The 14,968-nt window shown below is 61.7% G+C and carries 14 protein-coding genes and 1 tRNA gene; 5 read left to right on the top strand and 10 right to left on the bottom strand.

Annotation, left to right across the window (positions count from 1 at the left end):
- Positions 1 to 22 precede the first annotated feature (22 nt).
- From BM344_RS10890 to BM344_RS10880, 3 genes are all read right to left on the bottom strand, one after another.
- The gene (locus BM344_RS10890) at positions 23 to 700 is read right to left on the bottom strand and encodes a NuoB/complex I 20 kDa subunit family protein (protein WP_091989533.1); all 678 of its coding nucleotides are present in this window, start codon (positions 698 to 700) and stop codon (positions 23 to 25) included.
- Between the two features lie 74 nt (positions 701 to 774).
- Positions 775 to 1,185, bottom strand: a complete 411-nt coding sequence (gene ndhC, locus BM344_RS10885) for an NADH-quinone oxidoreductase subunit A (protein WP_091989530.1) — start codon at positions 1,183 to 1,185, stop codon at positions 775 to 777.
- 166 nt (positions 1,186 to 1,351) lie between these two features.
- Positions 1,352 to 1,425: transfer RNA gene (locus tag BM344_RS10880), tRNA-Gly, on the bottom strand.
- Positions 1,426 to 1,496: 71 nt separating this feature from the next.
- On the opposite strand from BM344_RS10880, the gene BM344_RS10875 reads away from it, so the two are divergent.
- The 3 genes from BM344_RS10875 (at position 1,497) to BM344_RS10865 (ending at position 4,380) form a co-directional block, all read left to right on the top strand.
- The gene (locus BM344_RS10875; protein WP_091989526.1) at positions 1,497 to 3,221 is read left to right on the top strand and encodes a potassium/proton antiporter; all 1,725 of its coding nucleotides are present in this window, start codon (positions 1,497 to 1,499) and stop codon (positions 3,219 to 3,221) included.
- A 107-nt stretch (positions 3,222 to 3,328) separates the two neighbouring features.
- The gene (locus BM344_RS10870; protein ID WP_091989523.1) at positions 3,329 to 3,892 is read left to right on the top strand and encodes a L,D-transpeptidase family protein; all 564 of its coding nucleotides are present in this window, start codon (positions 3,329 to 3,331) and stop codon (positions 3,890 to 3,892) included.
- A gap of 206 nt (positions 3,893 to 4,098) precedes the next feature.
- Positions 4,099 to 4,380 carry an Lpp/OprI family alanine-zipper lipoprotein gene (locus BM344_RS10865; protein ID WP_091989520.1) on the top strand — a complete coding sequence of 94 codons (282 nt, stop codon included), beginning with the start codon at positions 4,099 to 4,101 and terminating at the stop codon, positions 4,378 to 4,380.
- 41 nt (positions 4,381 to 4,421) lie between these two features.
- Here BM344_RS10865 and BM344_RS10860 read toward each other — a convergent pair whose 3' ends face one another.
- From BM344_RS10860 to BM344_RS10830, 7 genes are all read right to left on the bottom strand, one after another.
- Positions 4,422 to 5,228, bottom strand: a complete 807-nt coding sequence (locus tag BM344_RS10860) for a slipin family protein (RefSeq protein ID WP_091989517.1) — start codon at positions 5,226 to 5,228, stop codon at positions 4,422 to 4,424.
- Positions 5,229 to 5,267: 39 nt separating this feature from the next.
- The gene (locus tag BM344_RS10855; protein WP_091989515.1) at positions 5,268 to 6,764 is read right to left on the bottom strand and encodes an NfeD family protein; all 1,497 of its coding nucleotides are present in this window, start codon (positions 6,762 to 6,764) and stop codon (positions 5,268 to 5,270) included.
- Positions 6,736 to 7,722, bottom strand: coding sequence for a L,D-transpeptidase family protein (locus BM344_RS10850; protein WP_407656855.1), 987 nt, complete (start codon positions 7,720 to 7,722; stop codon positions 6,736 to 6,738). Before BM344_RS10850 ends, BM344_RS10855 begins: the two co-directional genes overlap by 29 nt.
- Positions 7,723 to 7,837: 115 nt before the next feature.
- Entirely contained in the window at positions 7,838 to 8,407 is a 570-nt protein-coding gene (locus tag BM344_RS10845) for a TMEM165/GDT1 family protein (RefSeq protein ID WP_091989510.1), read from the bottom strand.
- Between the two features lie 244 nt (positions 8,408 to 8,651).
- Positions 8,652 to 10,043, bottom strand: coding sequence for an MDR family MFS transporter (locus BM344_RS10840; RefSeq protein ID WP_091989507.1), 1,392 nt, complete (start codon positions 10,041 to 10,043; stop codon positions 8,652 to 8,654).
- Positions 10,044 to 10,046: 3 nt separating this feature from the next.
- Positions 10,047 to 10,472 carry a MarR family transcriptional regulator gene (locus BM344_RS10835; protein ID WP_091989504.1) on the bottom strand — a complete coding sequence of 142 codons (426 nt, stop codon included), beginning with the start codon at positions 10,470 to 10,472 and terminating at the stop codon, positions 10,047 to 10,049.
- Positions 10,473 to 10,624: 152 nt separating this feature from the next.
- Positions 10,625 to 11,908, bottom strand: a complete 1,284-nt coding sequence (locus BM344_RS10830; RefSeq protein ID WP_091989502.1) for an MFS transporter — start codon at positions 11,906 to 11,908, stop codon at positions 10,625 to 10,627.
- 272 nt (positions 11,909 to 12,180) lie between these two features.
- Between BM344_RS10830 and BM344_RS10825 the strand changes: the two genes are divergently transcribed.
- A complete protein-coding gene (locus BM344_RS10825; protein ID WP_091991023.1) occupies positions 12,181 to 13,083 on the top strand; it encodes a helix-turn-helix transcriptional regulator in 903 nt (300 codons plus the stop codon).
- A gap of 23 nt (positions 13,084 to 13,106) precedes the next feature.
- Positions 13,107 to 14,870 (top strand): ExeM/NucH family extracellular endonuclease, encoded by a 1,764-nt coding sequence (locus BM344_RS10820; RefSeq protein WP_322853417.1) that lies wholly within the window; start codon positions 13,107 to 13,109, stop codon positions 14,868 to 14,870.
- Positions 14,871 to 14,968: the final 98 nt, after the last annotated feature.

Below are 14,968 nucleotides of genomic sequence, written 5' to 3'. Positions count from 1 at the left end.
GGTAAACAACGGCAAGCGCGTTCTAAAGCTTGTCGGGGGTCCTCAACTCGGTGGCCTGGATACGCTGGTCGCGCCATTTCTCCCGCTGCGACGGCATCTCGGCCCGGTAGACGCCCTGGTCGCCCACCACCCAGGACAGCGGGCGGCGCTCCTCCTGGATCGAATCCTGCAGCAGTTGCAGACCCTGCAGGAACGCCTCGGGACGGGGCGGGCAGCCCGGCACGTAGACGTCCACCGGCAGGAACTTGTCGACGCCCTGCACCACCGAATAGATGTCGTACATGCCCCCGGAGTTGGCGCAGGAGCCCATGGAAATCACCCATTTCGGCTCCAGCATCTGGTCGTAGAGCTGCTGGATCACCGGCGCCATCTTGATGAAACAGGTACCGGCAATGACCATGAAATCAGCTTGCCGTGGAGAGGCCCTGATGACCTCGGAGCCAAACCGGGCAATGTCATGGGGCGAGGTGAACGCCGTGGTCATTTCCACGTAACAGCACGACAGCCCGAAGTTGTAGGGCCAGAGGGAATTCTTGCGGCCCCAGTTCACCGCAGAGTTGAGCACCTCGCTCAACTTGCCGGTAAACACATTGCGTTCAAGCTGCTGCTTGACCGGATCCTCGACCCGCTCACGCCGATCCACCGGATAACGGGCATTGCTGCCCGCAGACCCGTCCGCCCGCGTCAGGGTATAGGCCATGACAACCTCCCATGATGGTCACACCGCGACCCTCTGCCCGATCCCGAAGAATCCGGAGGGCCGGGAATGCGTTGCTATGCGCCGCGCTTGCGTGCCGGGCTCTGCTCGGGCGCCCAGTCGAGGGCGCCGCTGCGGCTGTCGTAGATCAGCCCGGCCAGAAGAATGAAGATAAAAACCGCCGCGCCCCAGAATCCGGTCCAGCCCACGTCGTGGATGACAATGGCCCAGGCAAACAGGAACACTGCTTCTATGTCGAAAATGACGAACAGCATCGCCACCAGGTAAAACTGTGCGGAAAAGCGTTGACGGGCGCTGCCGGCACCAACAATGCCCGATTCGAAAGGAAGTGACCGGCTCACCCCATGGCTGCGGCCACCCAGCAAACTGGACGCCCCCACCATGAATGCGCACAGGCCCACCACCGCAAGGATGAAAAAGCCGGTGGCCCAGTTCTGGACCACGCCGCTGGCCGCGCTTTCGAGCATGCCCTTCCCCCGTACAGCCTCACAGCTGCCGATTTGTATATCTGATTTAAAAGCTAGCAACGGCCCGGGGATTGCGCAAACCGGTCAGTATTGCGGCTGGCCACTGCGCAAGCATTTGATGTAAAAGATAGGGCCGACAAGGCAGGGGAATATGAGAAGATGGGCGTGGAGCGGGTGAAGGGAATCGAACCCTCGTATGCAGCTTGGGAAGCTGCCGTTCTACCATTGAACTACACCCGCATACGCGACCTCTGCGTGAGCAATATAAGCGCTCTGCCCGGCCCGGGGCAAGCGTTCTGTCTGGAGCACTGATGGACCCCACGCTGACCCTGATTGGCGCCCTGATGCTGGTCATTAGCATCGTTCTAAGTCCGCTTTCAAGCCGGGTGGGTATGCCCGTTCTGCTGATCTTTCTGGTGGTTGGCATGATGATGGGCGAGGACGGTCCCGGGGGCATCGAATTCGACGACTTCGAATTAGCCTTCCTGATTGCCAACCTCGCCCTCGGCGTCATCCTGCTGGACGGTGGCATGCGCACCCGGGCCGAGACCTTCCGGGTGGGCCTGAAGCCGGCACTGATTCTGGCCACGCTCGGCGTGGGACTGACTGCGGCTGGCGCCGCCGTGGTGGCCTGGTGGGTGTTCGAGCTGCACTGGCTGACGGCACTCCTGGTGGGCGCCATCATTTCCTCCACCGACGCCGCGGCCGTGTTTTCGCTGCTGCAGGGGCGGGGCCTGCACCTGAACGAACGGGTGAGCGCTACCCTGGAGATCGAGTCGGGCAGCAACGACCCTATGGCCATTTTCCTGACCCTCATGCTGGTCACCCTGATCGGCAACCATGGCGAACACGCCGGCTGGGCCGCCTTGACCATGCTCGTGCAGCAGTTTGGCGTCGGGGCCGTAGCCGGCATCCTCGGCGGCTTTGCCGTGGTGGAACTGGCCAACCGGATCCGTCTGACGCCCTCGCTGTATCCTTTGCTTGTGGCGGCCGCGGGCATTGCGGTGTTCTCCGCCACCAACGCCATTGGCGGCAGTGGTTTTCTGGCTATTTACCTGACCGGTGTGGTGATCGGCAACCGCCATGTCCGGATGATGCCGATGATTCTTCAGGTGCATGACGGCCTGGCCTGGCTGGCCCAGCTGTGCCTGTTCCTGATGCTGGGTTTGCTGGTGACGCCGTCCGACCTGATTCCGTTGGCCGGGGGTGGCCTGATACTGGCCCTGTCGCTGATTTTCGTCATCCGCCCGCTGACCGTAGCGCTCACGCTCTGGCCCTTCGCCTTCAACCGCCGTGAGCTGGGGTTCATCAGTTGGGTAGGGCTGCGCGGCGCTGTGCCGATCGTGCTGGCGCTGTTCCCGATCATCGCGGGTCTGCCCGAGGCGCAGCTGGTGTTTCACGCGGCCTTCTTCATCGTTCTGGTGTCGCTGCTGGTCCAGGGCACCACCATGGCGCCCCTGGCCCGCAAGCTGCGTCTGGAGGTTCCGGCCGGCGAAGACCCCTATCGGCGTCTGCCACTGGATGCCCCGGCCGCCGGCGACCACGAGCTGATGCTCTTCCCTCTGCGCGGCGAGACCTGGGAAACGCCCCGCCGGCTTGGCCAGTTGCGTTTCCCGGAGAACACGGCGGTGGCCGGGGTATTCCGCAACCGGGTCTGCCTGCAGCCGAAAGAGGACCTGGAGGTGTCCAGTGGTGACATGGTCGCCATGTTCGCCACTCCGAATGTGCTGCCGGAACTGGGTAAGGCACTCAGCGGCCGGCACGCCCCGCGGTACCTGGCAGAACGGGCCTTTTTCGGTGATTTTGTGCTCAATGGTGATGCCCTGCTGGGCGATGTGGAACAGGTGTACGGTATCGAATTCGACGACCTGCCGCCGGAGCTGTCCCTGGCCGAGTGCTTTGCCAGGCGCACCAAGGGGCATCCGGTGGTTGGCGATGTGGTTACGCTCGGCCCGGTGACCCTGGTGGCCCGGGCCACCAGTGCCGACCAGGTGACCAAGGTAGGCCTGAAGATGGATAGTTCACAAAATGGCTGATCACGGAACCAGATAGCCAAAAAAGTTAACAAAACCCCTTAACAGACGACCCACCGCCTGTGGTATAAAACGCCTGTGCAAAGATTAACCATTGGTAAGTTAAGGACATGAGCATCCCTCGCAGCCTGCTGACAGTCATTGCCCTGATCAGTCTTTCATTGCCCCCCACGCTCAGCGCCGACGAGCTGCTGGCCCGCGCCGATGCCCGGATTCCGATGCCGGGCGCCTACTCCGAGGCGACCATTCCGACCATCAGCGAGGTCGTTGTTCGAAAGAGCGAACGTCGACTGTACCTGATGAACGGCGACGCGGTGGTAAGCAGCTACCGCATTTCCCTGGGCGACAATCCCGAAGGGCACAAGCTGTACGAGGGCGACGAACGCACTCCCGAGGGTAACTACACGCTCGACTGGCGTAACGCCGAGAGTGATTTCTACAAATCCATCCACATTTCCTATCCCAGCGAACGGGATCGCGAGCTGGCCTCCGCGTGGGGCCTGGATCCGGGCGGCAGCATCATGATCCACGGCCTGCCCAACGACGCCGGCGATATGGCGTTTGCCTACGCTGGCCTCGACTGGACCGACGGCTGCATTGCCGTGACCAACGAGGAGATGGACGAAATCTGGGAACTGGTCTCCAACGGCACCCCGATCAGCATCCTGCCCTGAGTCGAGTCTGACAACAGTATTAAGTTGTTGTCATATGCATAGGAAATTTACCTATCTGCAGTTAACATTCTTCGTGAGAGTGTTTTACACTGTTTCACGACTCCGGTAGTCAACGCCCGGATTTTGTCCGGGCGCAGGTTGACAGGAAGTCGTCTATACTGACTTCCGGATCACAGGAAATAACTCGACCAATAAGGGGATTTACAATGCGTAAACTGACGATCGCCGGGTTTGCACTGGCTACAGCTCTGACAGCAGGTTGTGCCACCACTGATCAGGGCGCCATCGACGAAGCAAATGCAACTGCCAGCTCCGCTGAGCAGACTGCAGAGAATGCACTGAACACCGCTAACAGCGCCGCCAGCACTGCCCGCACTGCCCAGCAGACCGCGGAAGAAGCACTGGCCGCTGCTCGTGCAGCCCAGAAAGCTGCCGACGAAGCCAACGAGCGTGCCAAGCGTATGCTCCAGCGTGCCAGCCAGAAATAAGGCTGATACGTAACGAAAAGGCCGGCATTGCCGGCCTTTTTTTATGTCTCGGTTTCGGGAGTTTCCGGACCGGGCCCGCTTGCTCCCTTGTTCGGCTTGTTTTCCTTGAGGAACGTGGTCATCAGTTCCATAGGTAGTGGGAAGACAATGGTCGAAGAATTGGTATTGCTCATATCCGCCAACGTTTGCAGGTAACGTAACTGCATGGAGCCGGAGTTGGCAGCCATCACATCCGCGGCTTCCACCAGTTTCTTTGACGCCTGCAACTCACCCTCGGCATGGATAACCTTGGCCCGACGTTCGCGCTCTGCCTCCGCCTGACGGGCAATGGCCCGGATCATCGACTCATTCAGATCCACGTGTTTGATCTCTACGTTGGCCACCTTGATGCCCCACTCCTCGGTCTGGGCATCGATAATCTCCTGAATGTCAGAGTTCAGCTTGTCGCGCTCGGACAGCATTTCATCCAGATCATGCTTGCCAAGCACCGATCGAAGGGTGGTCTGTGCCAGCTGGCTGGTGGCGGAGTTGTAGTCCTCGACCCGGATAATGGCCCGTTCAGGATCCACCACACGGAAGTACAGAACGGCATTGACCCGAACCGTGACGTTATCGCGGGAGATCACGTCCTGGCTCGGCACATCCAGGGTGATCACCCGGAGATCCACCCGTACGATTTGCTGAATGCCGGGGATAACAATGATCAGGCCCGGGCCTTTCACGCCCTGGAACCGACCCAGGAAAAAGACCACACCGCGCTCGTATTCGGGCAGTATCTTGATCGCCGAACCGAGAATGAGTAATAGCACCACGGTGGGCGCCAGATAGGGAATCAGATCGCCAATCATACGGCCTCCTTGTCTTGCCGTTGGTTTCTGTCTGTCCGGTCAGACCTGGTCCGAAACAACCCTGACAGTGACCGTCAAGCCTTCAATGGCAGTAACGCGCACGCGGTCGCCCTCGCGAACAGGGCTGTCGCTGACCGCATTCCAGCGTTCACCGCTGAGCCGGATATGGCCCCGATATCGCCCCTGGTCCCCGGGGAAATCTTCCAGAGCGACGCCTTCCTCGTGGGTGATCTGCTCCGCTCCGCTCACCGGGTGCTGGCGACGAAGACCGATGAAACGGGTCACGGTCCAGAGGATGAAGCCGGCCGCCACCACAGCGGTTCCGCCGATGGTGGGCAACGAGATGTCCCGGTGGCTGCCGTCCATAAGGATCACCGAGCCGGTCACAAAGGCGACAATACCACCCACCCCGAGAATTCCGAAGCTGGGCACAAAGGCCTCGCCCACGATAAACGCGAGTCCCAGGAGGATCAGTGCCAGTCCGGCGTAGTTCACCGACAGCACCTGGAAGGCAAACAGCGCGAGGATGAGGCAGATGGCGCCAATCACGCCCGGCACCACCGCGCCGGGGTTGGCCAGCTCGAAGATAATCCCGTAGAAGCCGATGATCATCAGGAAATAGGCGACGTTGGGATCGGTAATCACCGACAGCAAACGGGTACGCCAGTCCGGTTCGGAACGGACAATGTCCAGATCGGCGGTTTGCAGGGTCCGGTCCCCGGACGCCATGCGCACCGTCCGGCCATCGATCTGCTGCAGCAGGTCCCGGATATTGGGAGAAACCACGTCAATAACGTTCCTGTTCAGGGCTTCGTCGGCGCCGAGGTTCACTGCTTCACGGACCGCCTGCTCCGCCCAGTCGGCGTTGCGTCCGTGGCGCTCGGCCAGTCCCCGGATGTAACTGACGGCATCTTCCAATACCTTGCGTTCCATGGCGGTGCCACCCCGGCGCTTGCTGTCGCCGTCCTCCGACTTCGGACTGTCGTTCGGCGCGTCGGCTGCCGGCTCACTGTCCCCGTCGTTTTTCGAATCGCCCGGCTCCGGACTTTCCGAGGGCTCCGGGCTTCCCGGCAAGCCGCCCATCTGCACCGGCGTTGCCGAGCCCAGGTTGGTGGCGGGCGCCATGGCGGCGATGTGACTTCCGTACAGAATGTAGGTGCCGGCACTGGCGGCCCTGGCGCCTTGGGGTGACACGTAAGTGGCAACAGGGACTTCCGAGGCGAGGATTGCCTTGATGATATCGCGCATGGAATCCATCAAACCGCCCGGAGTATCCATTTCGATGATCACCAGGCCATGACCATCAGACTCCGCCCGGCGGATACCCCGGGTGACATAATCCATCGTAGCAGGGCCAATCGCGCCCTCGACGGTAAGCACCAGGACGGTACCCGAAGAGGGTTGCTGGGCCAGGACGCGATGCGCGAGGGAGGCAAAGGCCAGCAATGAGCCAGCCAGAAGCACAACCGCCCATAGCCGCAGGCGATGGGCCTTCGGACGCCCGCCGTCAGAAATAAAGCCGCTGCTCCGGCTCATTTGCCTTCTCCGGTGTTTTCTCGTCAACCGTCTTGTCGGCTGCCATCTGCGTAACGCGCTCACCGATCATGGTCGGCAGCCCGTCCGCCTGGTCCACGGCAATCTCGATGGCGCCGCGTTTGACCTCAACCCCGGGGTGACGTTTCCGGAACGCTTCCACCTCTGCAAACACCTGCCGCCAGAGCCGGTCTCGGTCCTCACGGGGGTATTCTTCATGGGGGCGGTGAACCTCCAGCCAGACCTCACCGTCGGAAAAGCCGATCTTGACCGGGTCATGCACCACCTGCACCGATGTTCCCTTTTCCACCTGGTAGACAAAGCGGGAAATATCTTCGTTGTACATCCGGAAACAGCCGTGACTGACCGGCATGCCGACACCGAACTGTTTGTTGGTGCCGTGGATCAGGTAGCCCTTCTCACTGAGCAACAGCGCGTGGGTGCCCAGGGGATTACCGGGGCCGGGCGGGATCATTCGGGGCAGGTATTCCCCGGCCGCCTCATACTCCGCTCGAACACTCGCTGGAGGGTACCAGGCCGGTGATTCCAGGGGCATGGTGACCTTGGCGTCGGTTAGGGGCGATGGGTTCTCGGCGGTGCCGACCCCCACCGGGTAGACCTGCACACCCTGGTCGGTGAAGTAATACAGACGGTATTCCGCAAGATTGATCACGATGCCTTCGCGCCGGGCATCGGGCAGAACGTACTGCCGCGGCAGGGTAATGGTGGTGCCCTCGCCAGGCAGCCAGGGATCCACCCCCGGGTTGGCTTTCACCAGCTCGAGATAACCCAGGGCCAGGCGATTGCCGATACCGGCAAAGGTATCCTCATAGCTGGTTTCGAAGACCCCCAGCTGGCCGGCCAGATCGCCGTCAATCGCAAAGGTGGGCACGCGCGGGCTTCGGTCCGGCTGCTCTGGAGTGGCCTTGTCACCGGCGCTATTGGCCGAAGGCTCCGCCATACCGGTGCCAGCGAACACCAGAGCATGGGCCATGAAAAACAACGCTAGGATTCTGAACGACATAGCACACTTTCCGAAAACATCAGGTACCCGGGTACAGAGACAGGCATCCGTCTCAGGAGTTCATGTAAGTTGCCACCAGGGTCACAATGGCAAGCGCCACGAACAGCAGACTTGCGCCAATTCGCGCCATCGCCAGGGGCATCCGCTCCATCAGCCAGCGCCCAGCCATGATAACCGGTATATTGGCCAGTAGCATCCCCACGGTGGTGCCCAGTATCACCCAGAATGTCTCGGTAAACCGGGCAGCCAGTACCACGGTGGCAACCTGGGTCTTGTCGCCGATTTCGGCCAGGAAAAACATCACGGTGGTGGCCATGAACGCACCCATGCCCAGGAACCGGGAGTCGTCGCTGTCATCCTTGTCGGGGATCAGAAGCCACAGGGCAATGGCGACAAAACTGATGGCCAGAATCCATGGCAACCAGGTGTCCGGTATGAACGACGCAACCCAGGCACCCAGCCAGGCTGACAGCGCGTGGTTGAGGATGGTCGCAACGAGAATACCGAGAATGATCGAAAGACGGGCGGCGTAACGGGCCACCAGGAACAGTGAGAGCAGTTGGGTCTTGTCGCCGATTTCCGCTATGGCAACGGCAACCGTTGAGGCGAGGAAGGCATCCATCAAGAAAACTCCAGGGCGGAAATCCAGACATGAGACAGCCCACCTTCCGCCCTACGGAGGTGCAGCCGCCTCAGGTCTTGCCAACTTCACCCAGTTGCCGGTGAAGCACGATAGCCACGGGGATTTGGCCCCAAGTATGTTGACTACCATCCGGCCGCAGCGACGATCCGGAGGCTACTCCCCTGAAGAGTGGTTCGCATGTTAATGAATTCGCCGCCCGCTCGCAAGCGTCGGCCGGGCCAGGCTAGGCCCGCATCCGCCAGACGGGCACCAAAGCGAGGGATACGAATACTGCCACCAGCCACCAGGCCGAGTGGAAGGCATTGATCGTTGGCAGGCCCGAGCTGTGCTCACCGAACTCAATGGTCAGGGCCACCAGATTCACCCCGAATGCGCCGCCGAGCTGGCGCATGAAGTTGAGCGTACTCGAGCCGGCACCCAGTTCGCTGGATTCCAGTGGGTTCAGGGCACCGGTCGACAGCGCCGGCAACATGAAGCCGATACCAATACGACCCAGCACGGTCCAGAACGCCAGCCACAGGAACCCCAGTTCGAGGTCCGACAGGGCAAACAGCACTGCCGAGAGCGCAAACACACCAATGCCGAAGGTCACGAGCATGCGCGCGCTGTGTTTGTCCGCAAGGCGGCCCGCCAACGGAAACACCATGCCCAGCACAATCCCGGCCGGGAGCATCATCAGGCCGGCTTCCATGGCGGTGAACCCGAGGGCGGTCTGCACAAACAGTGGCACCAGGTAGGTGGAGCCGAACAGCGCCAGACCCAGGGCCATGGCCCCCAGGCAGGCGCACAGGAAAGCTGGTTTACGAAGCAGATTCAGATTGACCAGTGGGTGTCGGGTGTGGCGCTCCCGCAGCACAAACAGGGTGAAGGAGGCCAGCGCCAGCAGAGCCTCCATGGCAATCCGGAGTTCCTGCCCGTCTGCCTCCTGGAGCCGGTTCAGAGCGTCCAGGGCCAGCCCGATGGTGAGACCCAGCAGCATCAGGCCAGGCAGATCGAAGCGATAGGGCGCCGGTCTGGACACCGGCAGCGGCAGGAAGCGCCAGGCCATGGCAACGCCAATCAGGGTCACCGGCGCCGGCGCGAACATCACGTAGCGCCAGTCCAGCTGATCCACCAGGAAGCCTCCCAAAACCGGACCCAGTGCCGGCGCCAGGATCACGCCCATGCCGTAGATACCCATGGCCTGGCCACGTCGGTTCCTGGGGAAAATCCGGAACACCAGATACATTCCCATGGGCTGCATCAGCCCGGCCATGGCGCCCTGGCCAATACGGGCCACGATCAGTTGCTCCGGGGTGGCGGCAAAGCCGCCCACGATCGAGATCAGGGTGAACACAGCCATGGCCGAGGCCAGCGTCTTGCGGACGCCGAAATGATCCAGCAGCCAGGAAGAGGCGAGCATGGTGGTGGTCATGGCAGCAATGAACCCGGTGGCCAGCCAGTGCACCTGACCCTGACGAATACCAAACTCCACCATGATGTCGTGCAGAGCCACGTTGACCACCGTGGCACTGAGCACCGTTGCCATGGTGCCGGTCATCACGGTGATCACCGCCAGCCAGCGCCAGCGTTCTCCGTAACGGGCCCTCAGGCCCTCGACCGAGTTATCCGCCAAGGGTTACTTCTGCTTTTCCGCGTTTTCCAGAATCTTGTTGAAGACCTTCACGGTGCACTCGATGTCCTTGTCGCTGATGCCTTCGAGCATTTCTTCCCGAAGCCGCTCCGCGCGTTCTGACAGTTCATCCATAAAATTCCGTCCGGCCTTGGTCAGGTGCAGGCGCCGGGCCCGGCGGTCGTTCGGGCAGGGTCGGCGCTCAATCAGCCCCTGCTGTTCGAGACTGTCCAGCAGGCGCACCAGAGTCGGGTTCTCAATGGCCATCAGACTGGCGAGCTCCCGCTGGGTCAGGCCTTCACCGCCTTTTTCCAGGTACACCATGGTGCTCCAGCGGGCCTGGGTGACGCCCAGATCCTTCAGGCGCTCATCAAGCATTTTTCTCCAGCGACGGGTTACTCGCGCCACCGCAAAAGGGAACTGGTCTCTCATGGTTCTCTGCTCCTGAAATAGGCCACTTCTGGCGCTTGCGCACCCCAGGTGGGCCATTAACTCACATTATCGGAAAGTCACCAATAGTATGCTAACCATTGAAATAAAAACAGATATGGAAGTAAATACAAATCGGGAAAAACCGAACTGCGTCAGCTGGCCTGGCGCAGTTCCTCCTCGGGTTCCACTGCTTCGGTTGCGGCGTGGAACTCGTTGTTGCGGGGATCGATCTCGGTAAGTACCGGCGACGTTTCTGGCATGGCGGGTACAAAGTGCTCCTGATCCTCCACCGCGACGTCGTCGGTGTGGCTGATGCGGTAACTGGTGATCAGTGCCAGCAGCACGAGGAACCCGGCGTTGCCCACGAACAGCCCTTTCGGGCCCAGCAGATTAATCAGTTCGGCCATGGCCACCGGCCCGATCACACTACCAACGCCGTAGCTCAGCAGCAGGGTCGCACTGGCGGCGACAATGCGGCTGCTTTCCATACGGTCGTTGGTGATCGCTACGGCAATCGGATACAGAGTCGCGGACAGCCCCGTGAACAAGCCCACCAGCAGAGTGAGCATCCACAGATTGGCGGCGCCCAGAACCGCCACCGCACCCGCGGCACTGGCCGCGAATGCCGCGACCCAGAACATCACCCGGCGCCGGTCAAAGCGGTCACACAGACGCCCCAGGGGCCAGGCCAGAATCATGGCGGCCACAATCGCACTGGCCATGAAGGTCGAGGTTCGGGCCACATCCAGACCCACCAGGGTCGCGTAGACGGGGCCAAGCGCGTAGAACCCACCGATCATGATGCCGCAGATCAGGGATCCTGCCACGCCGGTGAACGACTCCCGCGCCAGGGTGAAAATTGAAATGCGCTGGGCCTGCTCGATCACCGGCGCCTCCATCTGGGTCAGGGACAGGGGCACCAGAGCCAGCACCAGCAGGATGGCGGCGATGGAGAAAGGCATGAAGTTGGCCGGATCGCCAATATTCACGATCAGCTGTCCGCCGGCCGCCGAGGTGTAGAACACAATCTGGTAGACGGCGAACAGTGCGCCGCGATTGGCGTTGGTGGCTCGGCTGGAAAACCAGCTTTCGATCACCACCAACACACCGGCAATACTGAAACCGGAAATCACCCGCAGCGCCGCCCAGAAAATTTCCGACACGGCCATCGGGTATAGCAGGGAGGCTACCGCCGCCATGGCAGCAAACACCGCAAACGCACGGATGTGGCCAACGCGGCCGATAATCCGGTGAACGTACAGCGTGCCCAGCACAAAGCCGATGGAATAGCACACCAGAATCCAGCCAATGATATCGGGCGAGACCGCCTCGATACTCAGACGGATACCCAGCAGGGTCATCAGGAAGGCGTTACCGCTCACCAGCAGGACGATACTGAGAATCAGGGCAGACAAGGAGGTGACCATTCGGGTCATTGCAAGCAACTCCGGGCAGTACGGAACGGGTTTCGGAAGATGACAGACACAATAGCAGCAAGCACCGGACTTTGCCGCGCGGTATTAGACCAGCCCGCGGCCCGCAAGCCACTAGGCACTTCCCGAAACCCGTTAACCACGTCACAAAAACTCTCCGAGGCTCTCGTAGAGCGGTTTGACAGGGTTTTACATTAATGTGCCGTAACAGACCCTGCGTGCCGGAGCAGGTAACATAAACCGCGAGCTATTCATTGGACCGTGAGCGCCTGGTTATGAAAAAAACGGACTGGCCCATCCGCTGGGATCTCCTGCTTCGCTATCGACTGATCGAAACCGTTGCCCTGTGGGAAGGTCGACTGACCACCAATCACATCTGCCACAGCTTCGGGATTGGCCGGCAGCAGGCGTCCAAGGACATCAACACCTATCTTCGGGAGTTGGCTCCCGGCAACCTGATCTATGACCGGCACCTCAAAGGCTATGTCCCGGCTGCCAAATTCCAGCCGGTGGTTACACGGGGGCTGGTCAATGAATATCTGGACCTGCTCGCCCGCCAACAGAGCCTGAGCAACACCTTCGAGTCTCTCAACATCGGTCTGCCGGACAGTACCGTGGTGCAGGGACCAAACCGGGTTATTGCACCGGAAACCATGCGGGCAGTCGTAACCGCCACCCGTTACGGCCGGCAACTGCGGGCCAGCTACGCTTCCCTGAGCCGTCCGGAAGCGGTTGAGAGCATCCTCGAGCCCCATACTCTGGTATGCGCCGGAAACGCCTGGCACCTGAGGGCCTGGTGTGAATCCAACCGCGAGTTTCGCGATTTCGCGCTGAGCCGGTTCCGCACGTCTCCGGAGGCTCTCAGGCAGCGGGCAAGACACACCCGGCAACAGGATGACGACTGGAATCGGGAAGTCACCCTGGTGATCCTGCCCGACCAGCGCCTTACCGAGGCACAGCAGGAAATCATCGCCCGGGACTACGGCATGGAGCGTGGCCGTCTGGAAGTCGACACCCGTGCAGCCCTCGCGCCCTATGTGCTGTCCCGGCTGGGCATCACCTTTGACAATTTGCACCCGGACCCGCTGATCCAGCAGCTGGAGCTTGCCAACCCCGATCAGTTGGGTTTTGGCAGCAAGCGCGAAAGAGCACTCAAAGCCGTAGCCGGCCTGTCCTAGTCGGCCTGACTCGGTCGACCGCTGTGTCCTCACCAATCCTTCTTTTTCGTGCGGCGCTCGCCCTGGCCACAGGGCTGCTGCCGTCGGTGGGACTGGCGGAGCCTGCCTGCGGGCGCCTAGCCACCCCCATTGCCACCATCCAGGGCCAGGGCTCCGCCTCACCCATGGTCGGCCAGACCGTTACCGTGGAGGGAATTGTTACCCTGGACTCACGAATCGAGGGCGGCTTCGGCGGTTTTTACCTGCAACAGGCGGATTCCGAGGCAGATCAGGATCCGCAGACCTCCGAAGCCCTGTTCGTCTACACCAGGCGCAAGGCGGGAAAGCCCGGCACTCGACTCCGGGTGACCGGCACGGTGAAGGAATTCCACGGCCTGACCGAACTGGTGTCGATTCAGGAAGTGGCGGACTGCGGCCCAGCGCCCATGCCTGAGCCAATCCTGGTGACATTGCCCTGGAGCCAGCCCCCTGAGCAACTCGAGAACATGCGGGTACGCTTTGCCGAGCCCCTCACCATCGTCGACAACTACAACCTGGCCCGCTACGGAGAACTGACTCTGGCCGCCACCGACCAGGTCCAGCCCACCGAGCTCCACCCGCCCGGCCCGGCAGCCCTGGCGCTTTCCTATGAGCAGCAGCGACATCGGGTGCATCTGGACGATAACCAGTCGCTACGCAATCCCAGACCCGTACCCTGGCCCCCGGAGGGTCTCTCCTATGCCGCAACCCTCCGCGCCGGTGATCGCGTCGGGAATCTGGTGGGCGTCCTCGATTTCCGCTTCGACGCCTGGCGGGTCCAGCCAGAGTCGCAACCGGTCTTCGTCAAGGCCAATCCGCGGCCTGCGGCTCCGACCCGCCCCCCCGAAGCGTCGGTAAGGATCATGGCACTGAACCTGGCCAACTACTTCAACGGCGACGGCCGTGGGCAGGGCTTCCCGACCCCCAGGGGCGCGGACACCGAAGCTGCCTTTCGTCAGCAACAGAGCCGGCTGGTTGAAGCCCTTCTGTCCCCCGAGCCTGACATCCTGGCGGTAACGGAACTGGAGAATGACGGCTATGGTCCAGACAGCGCAATCGCCGGCCTGGCCCGAGCTCTGGGAGGGCAGTGGCAGTACGTTCGCCCCTCCGGGGACGACGGCGACGACGCCATCCGCACCGCCCTGCTGTTTCGGGCAGACCGGGTAAGCACCCTTGGCCCGGCCCAACGCCTGGCCCGCGGCCCGTTCCAGTCCCGGGGCCGGCCACCCCTCACCCAGGCGTTCCGGCCGTCCGGGAGTGACACCAGCTTCCGGGTGATTGTGCCCCACCTGAAATCCAAATCCTGCCGCGGCGCCCGGGGCGGTAACCAGGATCAGGCCGACGGCCAGGGCTGTTTTGTGCAGCGACGGGCAGAAGAAGCCCGCGCCCTGGTCGACTGGGCCGAGACACTCCCCGTTCCACAGAGCTCAGCAGGCACAGTAATTGCGGGCGACCTCAACAGCTACGCACGGGAACGGCCTCTCGCCATCCTGGAAGACGCCGGCTTCACCAGCGCCGTCCATCGCCAACACGGCTGTACCACCGGCGACTGCCCGCAATACAGCTATCGATACCGGGGAGCCAAAGGCAGCCTCGATTATGCTCTGATCTCACGTTCACTTACCGACCGGATTGTCAGTGCCCAGACCTGGCTGATCAACGCCGATGAACCACCGGCCCTCGGATACCGGGGCGATCTGGCGGGGCAAACCGACGCACCCTGGCGCTCCTCGGACCACAATCCGGTTATTCTCGATCTGCAACTGTAAGCGCTCCCACGCTCGCTCTGATGCCGATCCCGGACTGGCATTGGGGCCAACGTACACAGCCGCTGCAAAGGTAAACTGGCCGCACGACCCATAACTTC

The sequence above is a fragment of the Marinobacter gudaonensis genome, from assembly GCF_900115175.1.
Classification (GTDB): domain Bacteria; phylum Pseudomonadota; class Gammaproteobacteria; order Pseudomonadales; family Oleiphilaceae; genus Marinobacter; species Marinobacter gudaonensis.
Note: the sequence above shows the minus strand (reverse complement) of the source record. Positions and strands in the feature narration are given on the sequence as shown.